Origin of the sequence: Pseudomonas sp. DWRC2-2 (genome assembly GCF_049897885.1) — a bacterium.
GTDB classification, from domain to species: Bacteria; Pseudomonadota; Gammaproteobacteria; order Pseudomonadales; family Pseudomonadaceae; genus Aquipseudomonas; species Aquipseudomonas azotoformans_A.
The window spans coordinates 1,328,255-1,349,804 of record NZ_JAFCXD010000001.1 but is presented as its reverse complement, the minus strand read 5'-3'; the positions used below and the strand labels follow the sequence as shown (position 1 = coordinate 1,349,804).

Genomic DNA, 21,550 nt, shown 5'->3' with positions numbered 1-21,550 from the left:
GGATTACGCCGTTTGTCATTAAATGTTTCGGGCTTAAAACAACCTGCCCATTTTCGAAGGGCGCGAACCCTATCACAAAAAAACGCGATCACCGAATGGATTTCCCGGCTTGTGTTTGAGGGCTGGCCCATGGCTACAATCGGCCGCATCGGGCTGTGCAGTTACCCAGATCATGCCCGCCTTTTATGACAGACATTGAGGTCACCCGTGGAGCAAGAAGCCTGGCAGGTATTGATAGTCGAAGACGACCAGCGATTGGCCGAATTGACCCGTGAGTATCTGGAGAGCAACGGCCTGCGGGTGTCCGTGGAAGGCGATGGCGCCCTGGCCGCGGCGCGCATCATCGACGAGCAGCCTGACCTGGTGATCCTCGACCTGATGCTGCCCGGTGAAGACGGCTTGAGCATCTGCCGTAAGGTGCGCGAGCGCTATGACGGCGTGATCCTGATGCTCACCGCGCGCACCGATGACATGGACCAGGTGCTGGGCCTGGACATGGGCGCCGACGACTACGTGTGCAAACCCGTGCGCCCGCGCCTGTTGCTGGCCCGTATTCAGGCCTTGCTGCGGCGCAGCGAACCGGCGGAACCGGCGGCAGTGGAGAATCAGCGTCGCCTGCAATTCGGTCCCTTGGTGGTGGACAATGCCCTGCGCGAAGCCTGGCTGAACAACGACGGTATCGAGCTGACCAGTGCCGAATTCGACCTGCTGTGGCTGCTGGTGGCTAATGCCGGGCGCATTTTGTCCCGCGAAGAAATCTTCATCGCCTTGCGCGGTATCGGTTACGACGGCCAGGACCGCTCCATCGACGTGCGTATCTCACGCATCCGCCCCAAGATAGGTGATGACCCGATCCATCCGCGCCTGATCAAGACCATTCGCAGCAAGGGCTACCTGTTCGTCCCCGAAGCCGCCGCCGACATGCCGCTGTGAACTCGATCTTCCTGCGCATCTACGGCGGCATGTGCGCGGCGCTGATCCTGGTGGCGCTGCTCGGCGTGCTGGCCCTGCACCTGCTCAACGAGGTGCGCAGCGGCCAATACCGCGAGCGCCTGGCCCACGGCACCTTCGCCTTGATGGGCGACAACCTGCAACCCATGAGCCCCATCGAACGCCAGCGCGCCTTGGCCGTGTGGGAGCGCTTGCTCGGCATTCCCTTGGAGCTGCGCCCCCTGGCCGATGCGCAGCTGGACTTGAGCCAGCGCAATCGCCTGCAACGCGGCCAGGTGCTGGTCGAGCAGACCGGGCCTCACGCCGCGCGGGTGCTGCGCTTGGTCAGTGATCAGTCGCAACTGGTACTCACGGGCGAAGTGCAGCAGATCAGCGAACAGCTGGCGCGCGCGACTATCTACCTGCTCGCCGACGAACTGGTGCGCTTTCCGGTGGCTGAACAGCCGCAACGCCTGGCGGATATAAAAGACGCCAAAGGGTTTGGCTTCGACATGCACCTGATGACCCTCGACCAGGCCGATATGGACGAAGACCAGCGCCGCCGCGTCTCGGAAGGCGACACAGTGATGGCCCTGGGCAAGGGCGGCGATTCGATCCGCGTGTTCGCTGGCATGGTCGGCACGCCGTGGGTGCTGGAACTGGGGCCTTTGTATCAGATGAACCCTTACCCGCCGCAATGGCTGATCCTGATCGCGTTGATCGGCCTGACCCTGATCGGTTTGATCGTCTATCTATTGGTGCGTCAGCTTGAGCGTCGGCTGCGCGGCCTGGAAGCCGCCGCCACCCGCATCGCCAAGGGCAACCTGGAAGTGCGTGTGCCGGCCCGTGGCGCTGACTCGGTGGGGCGTCTGGCCGCGGCGTTCAATGGCATGGCCGAGCACTTGCAGCAGTTGCTGGCGATCCAGCGTGAGCTGGTACGCGCGGTGTCCCATGAACTGCGCACACCGGTGGCGCGCTTGCGGTTCGGCCTGGAGATGGTCGGCGATGCCACTACGGCCGAGGCGCGGCGCAAATACCTCGAAGGCATGGACAGCGATATCCAGGACCTCGATGGCCTGGTCGATGAAATGCTCACGTATGCGCGGTTGGAACAAGGCTCGCCGGAGCTGAATTTCCAGCGGGTCGACCTCGATGCGCTGCTTGATCAGGTGATAGGCGAATTATCGCCACTGCGTCCGCAGGTTAGGGTGAGCAGGGGCATTTGCCTGTCTTCGGCGCATTGGGACGATGCGTGGGTGGATGCCGAGCCACGTTACCTGCACCGTGCGCTGCAGAATCTGGTGAGCAATGCCATGCGCCATGCCCAGGGCCAGGTGTTGATCAGTTATCAGGTGGGTCAGGTGCGTTGCCGCATCGATGTCGAAGATGATGGCCCCGGTGTGCCTGAGAGTGCCTGGGAGCGGATCTTCACGCCGTTCCTGCGCCTGGACGACAGCCGCACCCGTGCGTCTGGCGGGCACGGGTTGGGGTTGTCGATCGTGCGGCGGATCATCTATTGGCACGGCGGGCGGGCGCTGATTGGCAAGAGCAATAACCTGGGTGGGGCGTGCTTCAGTCTCAGTTGGCCCAGGGATCAGGAAAAGTCCTAAGCCTGGATGGCTACCAGGCTCAATAACTGCCCATCATTCACCGAAAACTGCGCCATCAGCTCTTTGCCATCGCACCACTCGCTGGACAGATCCGTCAGCAACCGCAGCCGCAACTGGCCCGAGTCAGACCATTCGAGCATTTCGGCATGCTCAAAATAGAAACGCTTCTGCACAATTGGATAGAGCGCCTTGAACAGGCTCTCCTTGGCCGAAAACGTCAATGTCACCAATTGTGCGATCTGCTCTCGCGGTAGCGTTGCCATACGTTGCAGTTCATCTGCCGTCAGGATCTCCCCGGCCAAGCGCTCCGCCCGTTCCAGCGTCAGCACATTCTCCAAGTCCATTCCCAGCCCACGCCATTGCGCCTTGTGCGCGACAATCGCCGCCGCATGCCCGGTGCTGTGGGTGATGGAGCCACAGATATGCGCAGGCCACACCGGCGCGCGGTCTTCACCGATCGCCGGGATATAGTTGAGGTGATCGAGTTGTTGCAGGGCCGCGCGGGCACACACTCGACCGGCCAGGAATTCGGCCTGGCGCTTGGCCACCGAGCGCTGGATGCTGGCCGGTGGCGGTACGGCGCTACGTTGGAAATCGCCGGCCGTTAATAAGGCAGGGTCAAAGCGCGTGCTGAGAAACACCGTGCCTGGCAAGGGTTCGGGCAGCGGCCAATGGGCGTCGAGTGGGGTGCAGCAAGCGGGTAGGGAATTCATGGGCGGTATTTTGCCGAGTTGACGGGCAACAGGATAGCCCGCTGCGGTTCAGGCGAGGTTCAGAGCCTGTTCAGGGGGAGTTCAGGGGCGCCTGCGTAGTCTGGAACTCTCACTAGGGCAGCAGCCAAACGCGTAGAGGTAACACCATGACCGTGATCAAACAGCTGATGTTGGCGTTAACCATGCTCAGTGCCACTGCCGGAGCCCAGGCAGGCGATCGTGCCTTTGCCGCGTTCGGCGGTGAGAAAACCAAGAAATCCAGCACCTTGATCCAGCGTGTCAGTTTCGAAGAATCTGCCAGCCAACCCACGCCCTGGGGCCAGTCCCTGGGCCTGGCAACCCCGCAGCCGGCCTATCGCGCCGGCTATGAACACCTGACCGGCCAGTTCAATGGCATTAAACTGCGCCCGCAAGACTTGCAGGGCCGCTATGATATCCCTCTGTCGGACAGTTGATTTGCTTTGGAGAGCCTTATGAAATTGCTGGTGGTGGAAGATGAGGCGCTGCTGCGTCATCACCTGTTGACCCGCCTGACCGACAGCGGGCATGTGGTCGAGGCCGTGGCCAATGCCGAAGAGGCCCTGTACCAGACCGGCCAGTTCAACCATGACCTGGCGATCATCGACCTGGGCCTGCCCGGCATGGGCGGCCTGGACCTGATCCGCCAACTGCGCACCCAGGCCAAGACCTTCCCGATCCTGATCCTCACCGCCCGTGGCAACTGGCAGGACAAGGTCGAAGGCCTGGCGGCCGGTGCCGACGACTACGTGGTCAAGCCGTTCCAGTTCGAAGAGCTGGAGGCGCGGATGAACGCGTTGTTGCGCCGCTCCAGTGGCTTTACCCAGTCGACGATTGTCGCAGGCCCGCTGCTGCTGGACCTCAACCGCAAGCAGGCGTCCCTCGACGAACAGCCCCTGGCGCTGACGGCCTACGAATACCGAATCCTTGAGTACCTGATGCGTCACCACCAGCAAGTGGTGGCCAAGGACCGCTTGATGGAACAGCTCTATCCCGATGACGACGAGCGTGATCCGAATGTCATCGAAGTGCTGGTCGGCCGCCTGCGTCGCAAGCTGGAAGGTCCGGCCGGGTTCAAGCCAATCGACACGGTGCGTGGCCTGGGCTACTTGTTCAATGAGCGCTGCCGTTGATTCGCTCGTTACGCGTGCGCTTGATGCTGGCGGCCGCGACCCTGGCCGTGCTGTTCATGCTGGGCTTGTTGCCGGCCATGCAAGGAGCGTTCAGCCTGGCGTTGCAGGATTCTATCGAGCAACGCCTGGCCTCGGACGTCACGACGCTGATCTCTGCCGCGCGGGTCGAAAACAACCGCCTGTTGATGCCGGCACAGTTGCCGGACGAACGCTTCAATCTCACTGACAGCCGCCTGCTCGGCTATATCTACGACCGTGAAGGCCACTTGGTGTGGCGTTCGCGGGCGACCAAGGAAGAAAATATCAACTACAAACCGCGCTACGACGGGCGCGGCAATGAATTTGCGCGGATTCGCGAGGCCAACGGTCAGGAGTTCTTTGTTTATGACGTGGAGGTCAGGCTGCTCGGCGGCAAGAGCGCGGCCTTCAGTATTGTCGCCCTGCAACCGGTGCGCGAATACCAACTGACCCTCGAAGGCCTGCGCGAAAACCTCTACCTGGGCTTTGGCGCCGCGTTGCTGGTGCTGCTGACCTTGCTCTGGCTGGGGCTGACCTGGGGTTTGCAGGCGCTGCGACGGCTGAGCCAGGAGCTTGACCAGATCGAAGGCGGGACTCGCGAAAGCCTGTCCGAACAACATCCTCGCGAACTGCTGCGCCTCACCGGCTCCCTCAACCGCTTGCTGCACAGCGAACGTGAGCAACGGGCGCGTTACCGCGATTCCCTCGACGACCTGGCCCACAGCCTGAAAACCCCGCTCGCCGTACTGCAAGGTGTGAGCGAAGACATGGCCCAGCGCCCGGAAGACCGCGACCAGGCCTGGGTGCTGCAATCGCAGATCGAGCGCATGAGCCAGCAGATCAGCTACCAGTTGCAACGTGCCAGCCTGCGTAAAAGTGGCTTGGTGCGGCACCAGGTGCGCTTGGAGCCGGTGCTGCAAAGCCTGTGCGATACGCTGGACAAGGTTTACCGCGACAAGCGTGTCACCGTGTCCTTTGAGTTACCGGAAGAGTGCGACGTGCCGATCGAGAAGGGCGCCTTGCTGGAGTTGCTCGGCAACCTGCTGGAAAACGCCTACCGCCTGTGTTTGGGCGAAGTGCGCATCAGCTTTGTGGAAAACCTCGAAGGCAGTGAGCTGTGTATTGAAGATGATGGCCCAGGCGTGCCGCCGGATCAGCGGGCAAGGATTCTGCAGCGGGGCGAGCGGCTTGATCGCCAGCATCCGGGGCAAGGTATTGGGTTGGCGGTGGTCAAGGACATCATTGAAAGCTATGGCGCGCGGCTGACCTTGGGTGATTCGCCGTTGGGCGGCGCCGCCTTCAAGATTCACTTCCCGGCCGCTTGATCAGCTTTAGAAATATCTTTCTCCTCTAACTCTCTTGGGCCCGATACGCCCCCGGCGTCAGCCCCGTCCACTTCTTGAACGCCCGATGAAACGCCGACGGTTCGGAAAACCCGAGCTGCTCGGCAATCTCCTGCAACGACAAATCCGCCCGGCCCAGATGATAGATGGCGATGTCCCGCCGCAGCTCATCCTTGAGTGCCTGAAAGCTGGTGCCTTCTTCGCGCAAATGCCGGCGCAGGGTCTGCGGGCTGATGTGCAGGTGCTGGGCCACGGCTTCCAGGTCCGGCCAGGGCGTGCGGTCGCGGCTGAGCAGGCGGCGTAGTTGGCTGCTCAAGCTGTCGCCTTCGTCCGGCCGCGACAGCAGATCGGCGGGGGAGCGTTCCAGGAAGTGCTTGAGGGTGCGTTCATCCTGCAACAACGGCAGGTTCAGGTAGCGCGCGGGAAATACCAGGCTGCTGTTCGGTGCACCGAATACCTGGGCACAGGGAAACAACAGGTCATATTCGCTGGCGTGCGCCGGCATTGGGTAGCTGAAAGTGGCCTGATGCAACCGGATACGCTGGCCGATCAGCCAACTGCCGAGGCGATGCCAGATCACCAACAGGCACTCACTCAAGAAATGATCCGGGTCCCACAACTGCGAGTCGTCCAGGCTCAAGCGGGCCATTTCGCCTTCGCGTGTCAGCTGCCAGCGCGGGCCTTGTGGGAATAAGCTATAAAATAATAAGCCGCGTTCCAGAGCCTTTTCCAAGGTGCGGCAGTGGATCAATGCGTGGCACATCATGGCGAAGGTGCCGCGTTTACTCGGACCGTCGGCGAATCCCAGGTATTCGTCGTCCAGTGCCAGCCAGAGCATTTGCAGCAGGCGGGTGAACTGTTCCGGCGCGATGCGGGCGCGGGGTTCGGTCAACAGTTCCGGGGTGATGCCCACCTGCTGCAGCAGGCCCGAGTAGTCATAGCCGGCCCGACGCGCCCCGCCGAGGGCGGCCCTGGCGTAATGACTGGCGATGGTACGTTCACGCATGCGAAGGCCTCGTCCATGGAGGGGCCGATGGTAGCCAGCCGAGGATGCGGTCACAAGGCGGATATCCGCCAAATTGTAGGACGGGATGGGTCGAGTGGGCGGAAATCCGCCACCTGTTTTGGCGCGGGGGAGGGCGCCCTTGAACCCCCAGCCCTGATGTCTAAAGGCCTTCAGGGTTTTTAAGCAAAGTGGCACGGCGTTTGCGATAAGGATTACAGCGCAGGCTTGTTTCTACAGGGCTCGCAAACAACAAATCCCTCCAGTGCAGGAGGGTTCGCAATTCAAGTGTCGTGGGCAATGGCGGATCTTTGCCACACGGGACGATTGAGGAACTTTGCAATGACGACTCGTCAGCCATTCTACAAAACCCTGTATTTCCAGGTGATCGTCGCAATCGTTATCGGTATTTTGCTCGGTCACTTCTACCCGCAGACCGGTGTGGCCCTCAAGCCGCTGGGTGACGGGTTCATCAAACTGATCAAAATGGTCATCGCCCCGATCATCTTCTGCACCGTTGTCAGCGGCATCGCTGGCATGCAAAGCATGAAATCGGTCGGCAAGACTGGCGGCTACGCGCTGCTGTACTTCGAAATCGTTTCGACTATCGCACTGCTGATCGGCCTGATCGTGGTCAACGTTGTGCAGCCGGGCGCCGGCATGCACATCGACGTAGCGACCCTGGACGCTTCCAAAGTGGCGGCCTACGTCACTGCCGGTAAAGACCAGAGCATCGTCGGCTTTATCCTCAATGTGATCCCTAACACCATCGTCGGCGCCTTCGCCAACGGCGACATCCTGCAAGTGCTGATGTTCTCGGTGATCTTCGGTTTCGCCCTGCACCGCCTGGGTGCCTACGGCAAGCCGGTGCTGGACTTCATCGATCGCTTCGCCCACGTGATGTTCAACATCATCAACATGATCATGAAGCTCGCGCCAATCGGTGCCCTGGGCGCCATGGCGTTCACCATCGGTGCCTACGGCGTAGGTTCCCTGGTGCAGTTGGGCCAACTGATGATCTGCTTCTACATCACTTGCCTGCTGTTCGTGCTGGTGGTGCTGGGTGGTATCTGCCGCGCTCACGGTTTCAGCGTGTTGAAACTGGTTCGCTACATCCGTGAAGAGCTGCTGATCGTTCTGGGTACCTCCTCCTCCGAATCCGCACTGCCACGCATGCTGATCAAGATGGAGCGTCTGGGCGCGAAGAAATCCGTCGTAGGCCTGGTGATCCCAACCGGCTACTCGTTCAACCTCGACGGTACTTCGATCTACCTGACCATGGCTGCCGTGTTCATCGCCCAGGCGACTGACACCCACATGGACATCACCCACCAGATCACTCTGCTGCTGGTGCTGCTGCTGTCCTCCAAAGGCGCTGCTGGCGTGACCGGTTCGGGCTTCATCGTACTGGCTGCGACCCTGTCGGCCGTAGGCCACCTGCCGGTTGCCGGTCTGGCGCTGATCCTGGGTATCGACCGCTTCATGTCCGAAGCCCGCGCGCTGACCAACTTGGTGGGTAACGCTGTTGCCACCATCGTTGTGGCCAAGTGGGTCAAGGAACTGGACACCGACAAGCTGCAAAGCGAGCTGGCGTCCGGCGGAACCGGTATCTCGGAAACCCGCGAAATCGACGACCTGGGCGTGGCCGAAGGCCCTGCACCTGCCGTCAAGTAAGCTGCTGCTGGCGTGACCTGACGCCACAGCAACCCGCAAACGCCCCGACTCGTTCGGGGCGTTTGCGTTTCTGGCGCATTACTTTGGCGGCTTTTGTTTTACAGTAAGTGATTCGGTTGTAACGCTTGCAGGAGGTTATGTGGACAGTGTTGATTTGAATGTCCTGCGCAGCGTGCTCGAATGGCGCCGCGCCGGGCAGCGAGTGGTGTTGTACAGCGTGGTCCAGACCTGGGGTAGCGCACCACGGCCGCCTGGGGCGATGCTGGCGCTGCGCGGCGATGGCGTGGTGATCGGCTCGGTGTCGGGCGGTTGCATCGAGGATGACTTGATTGCACGCCTGCAGGATGGTCGCTTACCTGAAGATGGGCCACCGGTGCAGTTGGTGACCTACGGCGTTACCCGCGATGAAGCCGCGCGTTTTGGCCTGCCATGCGGTGGCACCTTGCGCCTGACCGAGGAGCGCGTGGACGAGTGGGCGTGGGTAGCCGACTTGCTGGCGCGATGTGAAGATCACCAGATCGTCGCACGTGAGCTGGAGCTGACCAGTGGCAAAGTCACCCTGAGCGACGCGAGCAAGACTGATGTCGTGACCTTCGACGGAGAACGCTTGCGCGCCATCTACGGCCCGCGCTGGCGCCTGCTGCTGATCGGCGCCGGCCAACTGTCACGTTATGTGGCGGAAATGGGGCGTTTGCTGGATTTCGAAGTGTTGATCTGCGACCCACGCGACGAGTTCGTCTACGGCTGGGAAGAACAGCACGGTCGCTTTGTGCCGGGCATGCCCGATGAAGCGGTGCTGAACATCCAGACCGATGAGCGTACGGCCATCGTCTGCCTCACCCATGACCCGCGTCTGGATGATATGGCGTTGCTCACGGCACTGAATTCCTCGGCGTTCTACATTGGCGCCCTGGGTTCGCGGGTCAACACCCAGAAACGCCGGGAAAACCTGGCGGCGCTTGGCTTATCGACGGAGGCGATTGCGCGCCTGCACGGGCCGATCGGCTTGCATATCGGCAGCCACACACCGGCCGAAATCGCGTTGTCGTTGATGGCGGAAATTATCGCGATCAAGAATGGCGTAGCGCCGATGCAGAAGAAGCCGTTGCCGGTGGTCGCAGGGTGACCGTCACGGCGATTGTGCTGGCGGCAGGGCAGGGCAGTCGTTTCCGCGCTGAAGCCGGGGCGGACCAGGATAAGTTGTTGGCGGATTGCGTTGGCCTGGACGGCGTGGTGCGGCCGGTGATCGAGCAGGTGCTGGTGAACCTGCCTGAGCGCGTCGTGAGGCGTTGGGTGGTGACGTCACCTGATCGTGCGGATGTCATTCGGTTGGCCGAAGCCTATGGTTGTGACGTCCTGCTGCTGCGTTCGGCTGGTATGGGCGACAGTATTGCAGCGGCGGTGGCGGCCAGTGGCCCGGCAGATGGCTGGCTGGTGCTGCTGGGGGACATGCCGTTTATCCGGTCGTCGAGTATTGAGCGCGTAATCGATGGGCTGGAGGCGGGCGGTATCAGCGTGCCGGTGCAGGATGAACGCTACGGGCATCCCGTGGCGTTTGGCCAAGCATTGGGACCTGGGCTGATGGCCTTGGCCGGTGATCGTGGCGCCAAGCCGTTGTTTGCTCAGGCGACGGTGTGGGAGGTGCCAGTCGATGACCCCGGCGTGTTATGGGATGTGGATGTGCCAGCGTTGTTGCGCTATTCCTGACCGAGCAAATATAAAAAAGCCCCGCCTGATCACTCAGGCGGGGCTTTTTAGTGGCTGCTCGAATCAGGCGAGAGGTTTGCTCTCGTGTTCTGCTTCCTGTGCCGCGGCAGCAGCTGCTGCGGCTTCAGCTTCCTTGCGACGACGACGCACTTCACGTGGGTCGTTCGGTGCACGGCCGTTTTCAGTCAGGGCGCTGACCGGCGCGGCTTCAACCACTGGCGCTGCCACTTCGGCAACCGCCGGCGCTTCAACCACGGGCGCAGTTTCAACGACCGGAGCAGGCTCAACCACTGGGGCTGGCTCGGCAACCACGACTTCGGCAACCGGTGCCGGCGCTTCTTCTACCACTGGGGCAGGTTCTGGCGCTTCAACCGGAGCGGCTGGCTCGGCAGTCCATTGGAAGGCGGTCTGTTCTTCACGAACTTCACGAACTTCTTGAGCGGCTTCGACAACCGGTGCTTCAACCACTGGCTCGGGCTCAACCACAGGGGCAGGCTCAACGACCGCCACTTCAACTTCTGGCTGGGCTTCAGGTGCCTGGGCAACTTCCACTTCCGGAACAGCCGGCGCTTCGATTGGGGTAGTGGCTTCGACAACCGGTGCCTCTACAACTGGCGCTTCAACTGCTGGTGCTTCAACAACCGGCGCTTCAACTACTGGGGTCTGGGCAGCAGGTGCTTCAACCACTACGGTTTCTTCGACAGCAGCAGTAGCGCGTTCAGCCTGCTCGTGAGCCTGGGCTTCAGCAGGAGCGCTGATGACCGAGCTGGCAACAGCCGCGGTAACGGCCAGGCCGGCAGCCAGTTCGGCGCCAGTCGGTTCGCTGGTAGCGGCTTCTGCGTTTTCGCCGGTCTCTTCTGAGCCTTCGATCACGTTGCCGTTGGCATCACGTTGACGCTCACGACGGTTGCTGCGACGACGCTGGCCACGGGAGCGGCGGCGTGGACGATCGCCTTCGGCGCCTTCCTGGCCGTCTTCCTGCAGTTGCTCTTCACCGGTCAGCACTTCTTCTTCGCTGGCGGCAGCGGCTTGTTCGGCACGCGGTTGACGCTCTTCACGCGGGGCGCGAGGTTGACGTTCTTCGCGTGGCGCACGCTCTTCACGCGGCTGGCGAGCTGGGCGCTCTTCGGTAGCAGCGGCGGCACCGGCTACGGCAACAGGAGCTGCGTCCAGCGGCTCACGCAGTTCACGCACACGCTCTTCACGCTCGCCACGTGGCTTGCGGTCTTCACGTGGGGCGCGCGGAGTACGTGGTGCGCGCTCTTCGCGGGGTGCACGTTCTACGGTCGGGGTTTCTTCACGGGCTTCGCGAGGGGCACGCTCTTCACGTGGCGCGCGTTCTTCACGCGGTGCACGTTCTTCGCGAGGCTTACGCTCTTCGTCACGGCGACCGTTGCGGTTACGGCTCTGTTGGCGACCGTTGCGACGCTCTTCGTTGCGCGCAGGGCGCTCGGAGGCCGGTTTCTCAACCACGACCGGAGCCACTGGCTCTTCCTTGGTGGCGAACAGGCTGACCAGCGATTTCACCAGGCCTTTGAACAGGCTTGGCTCAGGCAGGGCGGCCGGCGCGGCAACTGGCGCGGCAACTTCAGCTGGAACCGGTGCGTTGGCGCGGGCCGGCGCGGTCTTGACCGCAGCTTCCTGGCGAACCAGGGTGCGGGTCGCGGCGGCTGGCTGGACTTCTTCTACTTCGGCGGCGGCAGCGGCGATTTCGTAGCTGGACTGGCCGCTGTGGGCTTCCGGGCTGTCATCACGCAGGCGTTGCACTTCGAAGTGCGGGGTTTCGAGGTGATCGTTCGGCAGGATGACGATACGGGCACGGGTGCGCAGTTCGATCTTGGTGATCGAGTTGCGTTTTTCGTTGAGCAGGAAGGCGGCAACCGGGATCGGCACTTGCGCGCGGACTTCGGCGGTGCGGTCTTTCAGGGCTTCTTCTTCGATCAGGCGCAGGATCGCCAGGGACAGCGATTCAACGTCACGGATGATGCCGGTGCCGTTGCAACGCGGGCAGACGATGCCGCTGCTCTCGCCCAGGGATGGACGCAGGCGCTGACGGGACATTTCCAGCAGGCCAAAGCGCGAGATGCGGCCGACCTGTACGCGGGCACGGTCAGCTTCCAGGCATTCGCGGACTTTTTCTTCCACGGCACGCTGGTTCTTGGCAGGGGTCATGTCGATGAAGTCGATCACGATCAGGCCGCCGATATCACGCAGTCGCAGCTGGCGGGCGATTTCTTCAGCCGCTTCCAGGTTGGTCTGCAGGGCGGTTTCTTCGATGTCGCTGCCTTTGGTCGCACGCGCCGAGTTGATGTCGATGGACACCAGGGCTTCGGTCGGGTCGATCACGATGGAACCACCGGAAGGCAGTTCGACCACGCGCTGGAAGGCGGTCTCGATCTGGCTTTCGATCTGGAAACGGTTGAACAGCGGAACGCTGTCTTCGTACAGCTTGATCTTGCTGGCGTACTGCGGCATTACCTGGCGGATGAAAGTCAGGGCTTCGTCCTGGGCTTCAACGCTGTCGATCAGCACTTCGCCGATGTCCTGGCGCAGGTAATCGCGGATGGCGCGGATGATCACGTTGCTTTCCTGATAGATCAGGAACGGCGCGGAACGATCCAGGGACGCTTCTTTGATAGCGGTCCACAGCTGCAGCAGGTAGTCGAGGTCCCACTGCATTTCTTCGCTGCTGCGGCCCAGGCCTGCAGTGCGAACGATCAGGCCCATGTCGGCCGGTGCGATCAGGCCGTTCAGCGCTTCACGCAGTTCGTTGCGCTCTTCGCCTTCGATGCGACGGGAAATGCCGCCGGCACGTGGGTTGTTCGGCATCAGGACCAGGTAACGGCCAGCCAGGCTGATGAAGGTGGTCAGGGCTGCGCCCTTGTTGCCACGTTCTTCTTTTTCGACCTGGACGATGACTTCCTGGCCTTCGCTCAGGACGTCCTTGATGTTCACGCGGCCTTCAGGGGCTTTCTTGAAGTATTCGCGGGAGATTTCCTTGAGGGGCAGGAAGCCGTGGCGCTCGGAGCCGAAATCGACAAAGGCAGCCTCAAGGCTTGGTTCGATGCGAGTAATCCGGCCTTTATAGATGTTGGCCTTCTTTTGCTCGCGCGCACCGGATTCGATGTCCAGGTCGTAGAGGCGTTGGCCATCTACCAGTGCAACACGCAACTCTTCGGGTTGAGTTGCGTTAATCAGCATTCTTTTCATGTTGTACCGTCGGTTTCCGGGCTGCCGGAAACGGCGTTCGGCACACACGACTTCTCACGGTCGGTGTCAGGTGCGTCAAGAGTGGTTGGCCACTCCAGTGTCCAGCAAAAACCAGCCAATTGGGCCGGTATCGCGACGGACGCGTCCTGCTTGTTAGCGGTGGTGACAAAGGCACCACTTCAACAAAAGCTAAGGTCAGGAGGAGGAATCAACCGGCGACTGTGGACGAGATGAAGCGTCTAAATATAAGCCTAGTGCTACACGGTCCGACGGTTGTGCATCTCCACCCTACACGTATCCCTGATAATTCGGGTGCTGCCGCGCGCAGAATCCGCAGCGGGTTGGCATTTACCGTGTTCTCCAATGGGGAGTCCACGCTCATGGCTAAACAAGACTAGGTGTGGGCGGTTGCGCTCTCACTCAGCTCTTAACAGGCGTTGTTTCCGAAGCATTCGCCGTGGTCTGGTCCAAGACTGACTGCACTTTGTGAACTGGCCGTAAATATCGGCGCAGAATGCGAGTATTCACTCTGCTTTCTGCACTCGCTTCAGGCCTCATGTCACCTGCGCTTGTTACAATCTTGAGCCTTCCAGGGTGGCGAAAGCCCCGTAGGACGGCCTCGCGTCCTGATGAATTGCGATGGTCAGGGCCGGCAGTTTGCCGCAAGTCCTCTGTCCAGGCCGCTTTTGGCGGCGTTCGCGACTATAGCAGCAATGATTAAGTGCTTCAATTCCATAAAAAATTGTTATCATCGCCGCCATGACGACTACCGCCCCCCAGACCCCCAGCGTCCAGCTGCTCGAGGTCTCGCCGGAATATGCCGGCCAACGCATCGACAATTTTCTCCTGGCCAGGCTCAAAGGCGTGCCCAAGACCTTGATTTACCGCATCTTGCGTAAAGGTGAAGTGCGGGTGAACAAGGGTCGGATCAAGCCCGAGTACAAGTTGCAGGCGGGCGATATCGTCCGTGTTCCGCCGGTTCGCGTGCCCGAGCGTGACGAGCCTGTGCCCTTGGCCCAGGGTTTGTTGCAACGCCTGGAAGCCTCGATTGTCTTCGAAGACAACAAGCTGATCGTGATCAACAAGCCTTGCGGTATTGCGGTTCACGGCGGCAGCGGGCTGAATTTCGGTGTGATCGAAGCCTTTCGTCAGTTGCGCCCGGATGCCAAGGAGTTGGAGCTGGTCCATCGCCTGGATCGCGACACCTCCGGCCTGCTGATGATCGCCAAGAAACGCAGCATGTTGCGCCACCTGCACACCGCCCTGCGTGGCGATGGCGTGGACAAGCGCTACATGGCGCTGGTGCGTGGCAACTGGGCCAGTTCCATCAAGAGTGTCCGCGCGCCGTTGCAGAAGAGCAACTTGCGCTCCGGCGAGCGCATGGTGGAAGTGGATGAGGAGGGCAAAGAGGCCCTGACCCTGTTCAAGGTGCTGCGTCGCTTCGGTGACTTCGCCACCATGGTCGAGGCCAAGCCTGTGACCGGGCGTACCCATCAGATTCGCGTGCACACCTTGCACGCCGGCCATTGCATTGCTGGTGATACCAAGTACGGCGACGAGGATTTCTCCAAGGAAATCCGCGACCTGGGCGGCAAGCGCCTGTTCCTGCACGCCTACATGCTCACGGTGCCACTGCCTGATGGTGGCGAGTTGAAGCTGCAGGCGCCGGTCGATGAGATGTGGGCCAAGACCGTGGAGCGTTTGAGTGTCGCACCTTGATTACAAACTGCTGATTTTCGATTGGGACGGTACCCTGGCCAACTCCATTGGCCGGATTGTCGAGTCGATGCACGCGGCGTCGACCCGCTCGGGCTATGCGCTGTGCACCGATCACGCGGTCAAGGGCATCATCGGCCTGGGCCTGCCTGAGGCGATTCGTACCTTGTACCCCGAGATCAGTGACGCCGAACTGGTCACCTTCCGTGATCACTATGCGGACCACTACATCGCCCTGGAGGCCACGCCTTCGCCGTTGTTCGACGGTGTGGTGCAGTCTCTGGAGGCGTTTCGCGCCGAGGGTTATCACCTGGCGGTCGCCACCGGCAAGGCGCGTCGCGGGCTGGATCGGGTGCTCAAGGCTCACGGTTGGGAAGATTATTTCGATATCACCCGCGCCGCCGATGAAACTGCCAGTAAGCCTCACCCTCTGATGCTGGAGCAGATCCTGGCTCATTGCGGCGTGTCGCCACGCCAGGCCTTGATGGTGGGTGATGCTTCCTTCGACCTGATGATGGCGCGCAATGCGGGCATGGACAGTGTGGCGGTCAGCTATGGCGCCCAGGCTGCCGAGGCCTTGCAGCAATACGAGCCGCGTCTGACGATCGATCATTTTTCCGAATTGCAGGCCTGGCTCAGCCGGGCCCAATAAGTCTTTGCTGGGGTTGATGGCATGAGTGACGAGTGGAAAGCGCCCGAAAAGGCTGAAAACAGCGACGACAAAAGCTGGAAATTGCTGGAGAAAACCCTCCTGGCCAGCGTCCAGGAACAACGCCGTGCACGGCGCTGGGGGATTTTCTTCAAGCTGCTGACGTTCGTCTGGCTTATCGCCATGCTCGCATTGTTCAGCCCGCTGATGGACATGGAAAAAAGCGCAACCCGTGGTGCCAACTACACCGCCCTGATCGAAGTGCGCGGGGTGATTGCCGACAAGGAGTCCGCCAGCGCCGACAACATCGTCAGCAGCCTGCGTGCCGCGTTTGAAGACCCCAAGGTCAAGGGCGTGATCCTGCGCATCAACAGCCCAGGCGGCAGCCCGGTGCAGTCCGGCTATGTGTACGACGAGATTCGCCGCCTGCGTGGCCTGCACCCGGATACCAAGCTGTATGCGGTGATTTCCGACCTGGGGGCGTCGGGTGCCTATTACATCGCCAGTGCTGCCGACCAGATCTACGCCGACAAAGCCAGTCTGGTGGGTTCCATCGGTGTGACGGCGGCCGGGTACGGCTTTGTCGGCACCATGGAGAAGCTCGGTGTAGAACGTCGCACCTACACGTCGGGCGAGCACAAGTCGTTCCTGGATCCGTTCCAGCCGCAGAAGGCTGACGAGACCCAGTTCTGGCAGGGTGTGCTCGACACCACTCATCGCCAGTTCATCGCCAGCGTGAAGCAGGGTCGCGGCGATCGTCTGAAGGACAAAGACCACCCGGAGTTGTTCTCCGGCCTGGTGTGGTCGGGCGAACAAGCGTTGCCGCTGGGCCTGATCGACGGCCTGGGCAGTGCCAGTTCGGTGGCGCGGGATGTGATTGGCGAGAAAGAGTTGGTGGACTTCACCGTCGAAGAGTCGCCATTTGACCGGTTCTCCAAGCGGCTGGGTGCCAGCGTGGCAGAGAAGCTGGCGTTGTATATGGGCTTTCAGGGCCCGACGCTGCGCTGACAGTCCAAGGTCAAAAAGAACCGGCTCTTGCGGCCGGTTTTTCGTACGTCAGGGGATCTGTACGCCTTCCGCCAGCAGCATATCCACCAGTCGGATCAGTGGCAGGCCTACGAGGCTCGTCGCATCCGGCCCCTCTGTGCTCTGGAACAGGCTCACGCCCAACCCCTCAGCCTTGAAGCTGCCCGCACAGTCATACGGCTGCTCAATCCGCAGGTAACGCTCGATGCGTTCCGCGTCCAGTTCCCGCATGTGCACTGTAAAAGGTACGCAGTCGACCTGGCATTGACCGGTTTTGCTGTTGAGCAGCGCCAGGCCAGTCAGGAAGCTCACACGCTTGCCACTGGCGGCCAGCAATTGTTCGCGAGCGTTTTCGAAGGTGTGCGGTTTGCCGATGATCCGGCCATCGAGCGCCGCGACCTGGTCGGAGCCTATAATCAGGTGCCCTGGATGGCTGGCGGCGAGGGCGCGGGCTTTCTGTTCGGCCAGGCGCTTGACCAGTTCCACAACGGACTCATTTTTACGGTGGCTTTCGTCGATATCCGGCGAGCTGCAGATGAACGGCAGGTGCAGGCGGCTCAGCAATTCCCGGCGATAAACCGAGCTGGATGCGAGTAATAAAGGCAGCATGGGCGTCTCCTCAGGGCAGCCGGGGATTCTAGCGGGGCGACCGGCTGACGCACAGGGCTGAATTTCCTTTGACATGGCTGGGTGCATCCCTATAATGCTGCGCCTATGTTGAATGACCCGATTCCACCTCACGTTGACCCGCGCAAATTGGCTGATCGTGGCACTTCCCTCCAAGGTGAATTGCTGCTGGCCGATTTGGAGAGACTCTGCGACCCGCTTTCCGACACTGTCGGTACGGTGCAGGCCAAATTCGTTTTTGAACGAGATGAACGTAAGTCTGTGGTAATCCACAGCTTTATCGACACCGAAGTCAAAATGGTTTGCCAGCGTTGTCTTGAGCTGGTCACCCTGCCGATTCACAGCGAGTGCAGTTATGCTGTGGTGAAGGAGGGTGCGAATACCCAGTCGTTGCCGAAAGGTTATGACGTGCTGGAACTGGGCGAAGATCCATTGGATCTGCATGCACTGATCGAGGAGGAGCTTCTGCTCGCCTTGCCCATTGTGCCTGCTCATCATCCGGAAGAATGCCAGCAGCCGGAGGGGCTCGATGACGAGCCCGAACCGAGCGAGGACGAGGTAACGCGGTCCAACCCGTTCAGTGTATTGGCGCAGTTAAAGCGTGACCCAAACGTTTAGGAGTTAATCAATTATGGCTGTTCAGCAGAACAAAAAATCCCGCTCTGCCCGTGACATGCGTCGTTCGCACGATGCCCTGACGGCGAGCACTCTGTCTGTAGAAAAAACCACCGGTGAAATTCACCTGCGTCACCACGTATCGCCAGAAGGCGTATACCGTGGTCGTAAAGTGATCGACAAGGGCGCTGACGAGTAATCACTTGTCTGCTCTAGTCATCGCGATAGACGCAATGGGCGGGGACTTCGGTCCCCGCAGCATTGTTCAGGCCTGCATTGCCAGCTTGTCCGCAACACCCTCGCTGCACCTGACCCTCGTCGGTCAACCCTCCCTACTTGAAGAACTGATTGCCAGCCATCCGGCGGTGGATCGCGCGCGCCTGACGATTACGCCAGCCAGCGAAACCATCACCATGGATGAAAAGCCAGCGGCGGCCCTGCGTGGCAAGCCCGACTCTTCGATGCGGGTGGCGCTGGAATTGCTGCGTGATGGCAAGGTGCAAGCCTGTGTCAGTGCCGGCAATACCGGGGCCCTGATGGCGTTGTCGCGCTTTGTGCTCAAGACCTTGCCTGGCATTGACCGGCCGGCGATGGTCGCGGCGATTCCGACGCAGAAAGGCTACTGCCAACTGCTGGACCTGGGCGCGAACGTCGATTGCAGTGCCGAGCACTTGTTCCAGTTTGCCGTGATGGGCTCGGTGGCCGCCGAAGCGCTGGGTGTTGCCCGGCCACGGGTGGCCTTGCTGAATATCGGCACCGAAGACATCAAGGGTAACCAGCAGGTCAAGCTGGCCGCCACTTTGCTGCAAGGCGCGCGTGGCTTGAACTACATCGGTTTTGTCGAGGGTGACGGTTTGTACCGTGGCGAAGCCGATGTGGTGGTGTGCGATGGGTTTGTCGGAAATATCCTGCTTAAATCCAGCGAAGGCTTGGCGACCATGATCGCCACGCGTATCGAGGCGTTGTTCAAGCAGAATCTGGCGACGCGTCTGGTTGGCGCCCTGGCGTTGCCGTTGATGCGTCGCCTGCAAGCCGACCTTGCCCCTGCGCGGCATAACGGTGCGAGTTTCCTGGGGTTGCAGGGCATTGTGGTGAAAAGCCATGGTTCTGCAGGCGTGGAAGGCTTTCAAAGTGCGATTGCGCGGGCCCTGATCGAGATCCAGGAAAACCTGCCGCAACGCTTGCACGGCCGTCTTGAGGACCTGTTGCCTTAGGCGAATCGGCCCGAGAGTGCTTAAATGTGACCGGCCAGTTCAATTGACCATCCAATCTGTCAGTTTCGTGTGCTCCCACCGTAGGAGTGCGCATTTTTGACGACCAGATCATTAGGGGCTTGTTACATGTCTACATCCCTCGCATTCGTCTTTCCAGGGCAGGGTTCGCAGTCCCTCGGCATGTTGGCCGAGCTGGGCGCGCAATACCCGCTGGTCCTGGACACCTTTAAAGAGGCTTCCGACGCCCTCGGTTACGACCTGTGGGCACTGACCCAGCAAGGGCCGGAAGAGCAGCTCAATCAAACCGATAAAACCCAGCCGGCCATCCTGACCGCTTCGATCGCCCTGTGGCGCTTGTGGCTGGCGGAAGGCGGCACGCGTCCGGCATTCGTCGCCGGTCACAGCCTGGGCGAATACAGCGCCCTGGTTGCCGCGGGCAGCCTGACCCTCGCTGAGGCGGTCAAGCTGGTCGAGCGTCGTGGCCAACTGATGCAAGAAGCCGTTCCGGCCGGGCAGGGCGGCATGGCCGCTATCCTGGGCCTGGATGACGCCGTGGTGATCGAAGCCTGCGCCGAAGCGGCCCAGGGCGAAGTGGTCAGCGCCGTGAACTTCAACTCGCCTGGCCAGGTGGTGATCGCCGGTGCCAAGGCTGCGGTCGAGCGTGCTATCGAAGGCTGCAAGGCCCGTGGCGCCAAGCGTGCGCTGCCATTGCCGGTGAGCGTGCCGTCGCACTGCGAGCTGATGCGTCCGGCGGCCGAGCGCTTTGCCGAGTCCATCGCTGCTATCAACTGGCAGGCGCCGCAGATTCCGCTGGTACAGAACGTCAGCGCCGCCGTGGCTGCCGACCTCGACACCCTCAAGCGCGACCTGCTGGAACAACTCTACAAGCCCGTACGCTGGGTTGAATCGGTCCAGACCCTGGCGGCCAATGGCGCCACCGAGCTGGTCGAGTGCGGTCCGGGCAAAGTCCTGGCCGGCCTGAACAAGCGCTGCGCCGACGGCGTGTCGACTGCCAACCTCAATACCCCGGATGCCTTCGCTGCCGCTCGCGCGGCACTGGCTTAATCCCCGAACTTAGGAGAAGCCTGCATGAGTCTGCAAGGTAAAGTTGCACTGGTTACCGGCGCAAGCCGTGGCATTGGCCAGGCGATCGCCCTGGAACTGGGCCGTCAGGGCGCCGTTGTGATCGGCACCGCCACTTCCGCTTCGGGCGCCGAGCGTATCGCCGCGACCCTGAAGGAAAACGGCGTGCAAGGTACTGGCCTTGAGCTGAACGTGACCAGTGATGAGTCCGTGGCTGCCGTACTGGCCGAGATCACCGCACAGTTCGGTGCGCCGGCGATTCTGGTGAACAACGCCGGTATCACCCGCGACAACCTGATGATGCGCATGAAAGACGACGAGTGGTACGACGTGGTCGACACCAACTTGAACAGTCTGTTTCGCCTGTCCAAGGGCGTTTTGCGTGGCATGACCAAGGCGCGTTGGGGCCGAATTATCAATATTGGCTCCGTAGTGGGTGCCATGGGCAACGCAGGCCAAGTAAACTACGCCTCCGCCAAAGCCGGTCTGGAAGGTTTCAGCCGTGCATTGGCACGTGAAGTCGGCTCGCGGTCGATTACGGTCAACTCGGTTGCCCCAGGGTTCATCGACACCGATATGACCCGTGAGCTGCCGGAAGCACAGCGTGAAGCCTTGCTGACGCAGATTCCGCTGGGCCGTCTGGGCCAGGCCCAAGAGATCGCGAATGTGGTCACTTTCCTGGCATCCGACGGTGCGGCATACGTGACTGGGGCTACAATCCCGGTGAACGGCGGGATGTACATGAGTTAAATTGTGACGGATCGCTTCAAAAAAATGTCATACGAGCTGTCTAAAATCCGTTATAAAGCTGCAACTTAATTTATAGGCAGGTGGCCGACCGGGTACAGGGTGAAGCTTTCAGTTGAAAAGCTGAAAAGGCTTTCTATACACTTACCCACTGGCCAGCTGCCTGAATTTGTCCATTAGGAGTTAAACAAGGTATGAGCACCATCGAAGAGCGCGTCAAGAAAATCGTCGCCGAGCAACTGGGCGTTAAAGAAGAAGAAGTGGTCAACACTGCTTCCTTCGTAGAAGACCTGGGTGCCGATTCCCTTGACACCGTTGAGCTGGTGATGGCTCTGGAAGAGGAATTCGAGACCGAAATCCCGGACGAAGAAGCTGAAAAAATCACTACTGTTCAAGCTGCTATCGACTACGTTACTAGCCACCAGGCGTAATAGTTTGTAGTCGTCGCTTGCTGTCAGGGAAAAACCGCACTGCTGTAACGGCGTGCGGTTTTTTCTTTAGCCCTGATGAAAAA

The 21,550-nt window shown here is 60.9% G+C and carries 21 protein-coding genes; 17 read left to right on the top strand and 4 right to left on the bottom strand.

Features of this window, described 5'->3' with window-relative positions; all coding sequences use genetic code 11:
• Positions 1-207: 207 nt before the first annotated feature.
• Together ACP7EW_RS06605 and ACP7EW_RS06600 are read left to right on the top strand one after the other, a co-directional pair.
• A complete protein-coding gene (locus tag ACP7EW_RS06605) occupies positions 208-933 on the top strand; it encodes a response regulator (protein ID WP_269131769.1) in 726 nt (241 codons plus the stop codon).
• Positions 930-2,540, top strand: coding sequence for an ATP-binding protein (locus ACP7EW_RS06600; RefSeq protein WP_426216023.1), 1,611 nt, complete (start codon positions 930-932; stop codon positions 2,538-2,540). The genes ACP7EW_RS06605 and ACP7EW_RS06600 overlap by 4 nt, the downstream gene beginning before the upstream one ends.
• Here the strand turns inward: ACP7EW_RS06600 and ACP7EW_RS06595 are convergent.
• On the bottom strand, positions 2,537-3,253 hold the full coding sequence (locus ACP7EW_RS06595) for a 4'-phosphopantetheinyl transferase family protein (protein ID WP_426216021.1): 717 nt from the start codon (positions 3,251-3,253) through the stop codon (positions 2,537-2,539). The genes ACP7EW_RS06600 and ACP7EW_RS06595 overlap by 4 nt on opposite strands.
• Before the next feature lie 146 nt (positions 3,254-3,399).
• On the opposite strand from ACP7EW_RS06595, the gene ACP7EW_RS06590 reads away from it, so the two are divergent.
• From ACP7EW_RS06590 to ACP7EW_RS06580, 3 genes are read left to right on the top strand one after another with little or no spacing between them, the layout of a single operon-like run.
• Positions 3,400-3,708, top strand: coding sequence for a hypothetical protein (locus ACP7EW_RS06590; protein WP_016979766.1), 309 nt, complete (start codon positions 3,400-3,402; stop codon positions 3,706-3,708).
• Positions 3,709-3,726: 18 nt separating this feature from the next.
• Positions 3,727-4,404 carry a response regulator transcription factor gene (locus tag ACP7EW_RS06585; RefSeq protein WP_016973689.1) on the top strand — a complete coding sequence of 226 codons (678 nt, stop codon included), beginning with the start codon at positions 3,727-3,729 and terminating at the stop codon, positions 4,402-4,404.
• Entirely contained in the window at positions 4,401-5,747 is a 1,347-nt protein-coding gene (locus tag ACP7EW_RS06580; RefSeq protein ID WP_426216019.1) for an ATP-binding protein, read from the top strand. Before ACP7EW_RS06585 ends, ACP7EW_RS06580 begins: the two co-directional genes overlap by 4 nt.
• A gap of 25 nt (positions 5,748-5,772) precedes the next feature.
• On the opposite strand, the gene ACP7EW_RS06575 is transcribed toward ACP7EW_RS06580, so the two are convergent.
• A complete protein-coding gene (locus ACP7EW_RS06575) occupies positions 5,773-6,771 on the bottom strand; it encodes an AraC family transcriptional regulator (protein ID WP_038846351.1) in 999 nt (332 codons plus the stop codon).
• 339 nt (positions 6,772-7,110) lie between these two features.
• Between ACP7EW_RS06575 and ACP7EW_RS06570 the strand changes: the two genes are divergently transcribed.
• The 3 genes from ACP7EW_RS06570 to ACP7EW_RS06560 all read left to right on the top strand — a co-directional run bounded on the left by ACP7EW_RS06570 (position 7,111) and on the right by ACP7EW_RS06560 (position 10,149).
• A complete protein-coding gene (locus ACP7EW_RS06570) occupies positions 7,111-8,442 on the top strand; it encodes a dicarboxylate/amino acid:cation symporter (protein ID WP_426216017.1) in 1,332 nt (443 codons plus the stop codon).
• Between the two features lie 139 nt (positions 8,443-8,581).
• Entirely contained in the window at positions 8,582-9,568 is a 987-nt protein-coding gene (locus tag ACP7EW_RS06565) for an XdhC family protein (protein ID WP_426216016.1), read from the top strand.
• Positions 9,565-10,149, top strand: a complete 585-nt coding sequence (locus ACP7EW_RS06560) for a nucleotidyltransferase family protein (protein ID WP_426216015.1) — start codon at positions 9,565-9,567, stop codon at positions 10,147-10,149. The genes ACP7EW_RS06565 and ACP7EW_RS06560 overlap by 4 nt, the downstream gene beginning before the upstream one ends.
• Positions 10,150-10,212: 63 nt before the next feature.
• Here the strand turns inward: ACP7EW_RS06560 and rne are convergent, their stop codons facing one another.
• Positions 10,213-13,359, bottom strand: a complete 3,147-nt coding sequence (gene rne, locus ACP7EW_RS06555; RefSeq protein ID WP_426216013.1) for a ribonuclease E — start codon at positions 13,357-13,359, stop codon at positions 10,213-10,215.
• A 759-nt stretch (positions 13,360-14,118) separates the two neighbouring features.
• On the opposite strand from rne, the gene rluC reads away from it, so the two are divergent.
• Genes rluC through ACP7EW_RS06540 form a run of 3 tightly spaced genes read left to right on the top strand, consistent with a single transcriptional unit; the run spans position 14,119 to position 16,732 of the window.
• Positions 14,119-15,078 carry a 23S rRNA pseudouridine(955/2504/2580) synthase RluC gene (gene rluC / locus ACP7EW_RS06550; protein ID WP_033901273.1) on the top strand — a complete coding sequence of 320 codons (960 nt, stop codon included), beginning with the start codon at positions 14,119-14,121 and terminating at the stop codon, positions 15,076-15,078.
• Complete coding sequence (locus tag ACP7EW_RS06545; protein WP_038846346.1) at positions 15,065-15,727, top strand: HAD-IA family hydrolase; 663 nt, start codon at positions 15,065-15,067, stop codon at positions 15,725-15,727. Before rluC ends, ACP7EW_RS06545 begins: the two co-directional genes overlap by 14 nt.
• A 21-nt stretch (positions 15,728-15,748) precedes the next feature.
• Positions 15,749-16,732, top strand: coding sequence for a S49 family peptidase (locus ACP7EW_RS06540; RefSeq protein ID WP_033901271.1), 984 nt, complete (start codon positions 15,749-15,751; stop codon positions 16,730-16,732).
• A gap of 48 nt (positions 16,733-16,780) precedes the next feature.
• Here ACP7EW_RS06540 and ACP7EW_RS06535 read toward each other — a convergent pair whose 3' ends face one another.
• The gene (locus ACP7EW_RS06535) at positions 16,781-17,359 is read right to left on the bottom strand and encodes a Maf family protein (RefSeq protein WP_426216010.1); all 579 of its coding nucleotides are present in this window, start codon (positions 17,357-17,359) and stop codon (positions 16,781-16,783) included.
• Positions 17,360-17,464: 105 nt separating this feature from the next.
• Between ACP7EW_RS06535 and ACP7EW_RS06530 the strand changes: the two genes are divergently transcribed.
• The 6 genes from ACP7EW_RS06530 (at position 17,465) to acpP (ending at position 21,467) form a co-directional block, all read left to right on the top strand.
• The gene (locus ACP7EW_RS06530; RefSeq protein WP_017737760.1) at positions 17,465-17,995 is read left to right on the top strand and encodes a YceD family protein; all 531 of its coding nucleotides are present in this window, start codon (positions 17,465-17,467) and stop codon (positions 17,993-17,995) included.
• A 13-nt stretch (positions 17,996-18,008) separates the two neighbouring features.
• On the top strand, positions 18,009-18,191 hold the full coding sequence (gene rpmF / locus ACP7EW_RS06525) for a 50S ribosomal protein L32 (RefSeq protein WP_008152339.1): 183 nt from the start codon (positions 18,009-18,011) through the stop codon (positions 18,189-18,191).
• A gap of 4 nt (positions 18,192-18,195) precedes the next feature.
• On the top strand, positions 18,196-19,206 hold the full coding sequence (gene plsX / locus ACP7EW_RS06520) for a phosphate acyltransferase PlsX (RefSeq protein ID WP_426216008.1): 1,011 nt from the start codon (positions 18,196-18,198) through the stop codon (positions 19,204-19,206).
• A 126-nt stretch (positions 19,207-19,332) separates the two neighbouring features.
• The gene (fabD, locus tag ACP7EW_RS06515; RefSeq protein WP_426216006.1) at positions 19,333-20,271 is read left to right on the top strand and encodes an ACP S-malonyltransferase; all 939 of its coding nucleotides are present in this window, start codon (positions 19,333-19,335) and stop codon (positions 20,269-20,271) included.
• Between the two features lie 24 nt (positions 20,272-20,295).
• On the top strand, positions 20,296-21,039 hold the full coding sequence (gene fabG / locus ACP7EW_RS06510) for a 3-oxoacyl-ACP reductase FabG (RefSeq protein ID WP_005790544.1): 744 nt from the start codon (positions 20,296-20,298) through the stop codon (positions 21,037-21,039).
• A gap of 191 nt (positions 21,040-21,230) precedes the next feature.
• Positions 21,231-21,467: an acyl carrier protein gene (gene acpP / locus ACP7EW_RS06505; protein WP_003175607.1), complete on the top strand. Its 237-nt coding sequence runs from the start codon at positions 21,231-21,233 to the stop codon at positions 21,465-21,467.
• The last annotated feature ends 83 nt before the right edge of the window (positions 21,468-21,550 follow it).

What these genes read in the sequence shown, in the direction of transcription:
- acpP (WP_003175607.1), top strand. Translation starts at nt 21,231, where the DNA reads ATGAGCACCATCGAAGAGCGCGTCAAGAAAATCGTCGCCGAGCAACTG.
- rpmF (WP_008152339.1), top strand. Translation starts at nt 18,009, where the DNA reads ATGGCTGTTCAGCAGAACAAAAAATCCCGCTCTGCCCGTGACATGCGT.
- fabD (WP_426216006.1), top strand. Translation starts at nt 19,333, where the DNA reads ATGTCTACATCCCTCGCATTCGTCTTTCCAGGGCAGGGTTCGCAGTCC.
- ACP7EW_RS06590 (WP_016979766.1), top strand. Translation starts at nt 3,400, where the DNA reads ATGACCGTGATCAAACAGCTGATGTTGGCGTTAACCATGCTCAGTGCC.
- ACP7EW_RS06535 (WP_426216010.1), bottom strand. Translation starts at nt 17,359, where the DNA reads ATGCTGCCTTTATTACTCGCATCCAGCTCGGTTTATCGCCGGGAATTG.
- ACP7EW_RS06595 (WP_426216021.1), bottom strand. Translation starts at nt 3,253, where the DNA reads ATGAATTCCCTACCCGCTTGCTGCACCCCACTCGACGCCCATTGGCCG.
- rne (WP_426216013.1), bottom strand. Translation starts at nt 13,359, where the DNA reads ATGAAAAGAATGCTGATTAACGCAACTCAACCCGAAGAGTTGCGTGTT.
- ACP7EW_RS06575 (WP_038846351.1), bottom strand. Translation starts at nt 6,771, where the DNA reads ATGCGTGAACGTACCATCGCCAGTCATTACGCCAGGGCCGCCCTCGGC.
- fabG (WP_005790544.1), top strand. Translation starts at nt 20,296, where the DNA reads ATGAGTCTGCAAGGTAAAGTTGCACTGGTTACCGGCGCAAGCCGTGGC.
- ACP7EW_RS06540 (WP_033901271.1), top strand. Translation starts at nt 15,749, where the DNA reads ATGAGTGACGAGTGGAAAGCGCCCGAAAAGGCTGAAAACAGCGACGAC.
- ACP7EW_RS06570 (WP_426216017.1), top strand. Translation starts at nt 7,111, where the DNA reads ATGACGACTCGTCAGCCATTCTACAAAACCCTGTATTTCCAGGTGATC.
- ACP7EW_RS06530 (WP_017737760.1), top strand. Translation starts at nt 17,465, where the DNA reads ATGTTGAATGACCCGATTCCACCTCACGTTGACCCGCGCAAATTGGCT.
- ACP7EW_RS06585 (WP_016973689.1), top strand. Translation starts at nt 3,727, where the DNA reads ATGAAATTGCTGGTGGTGGAAGATGAGGCGCTGCTGCGTCATCACCTG.
- rluC (WP_033901273.1), top strand. Translation starts at nt 14,119, where the DNA reads ATGACGACTACCGCCCCCCAGACCCCCAGCGTCCAGCTGCTCGAGGTC.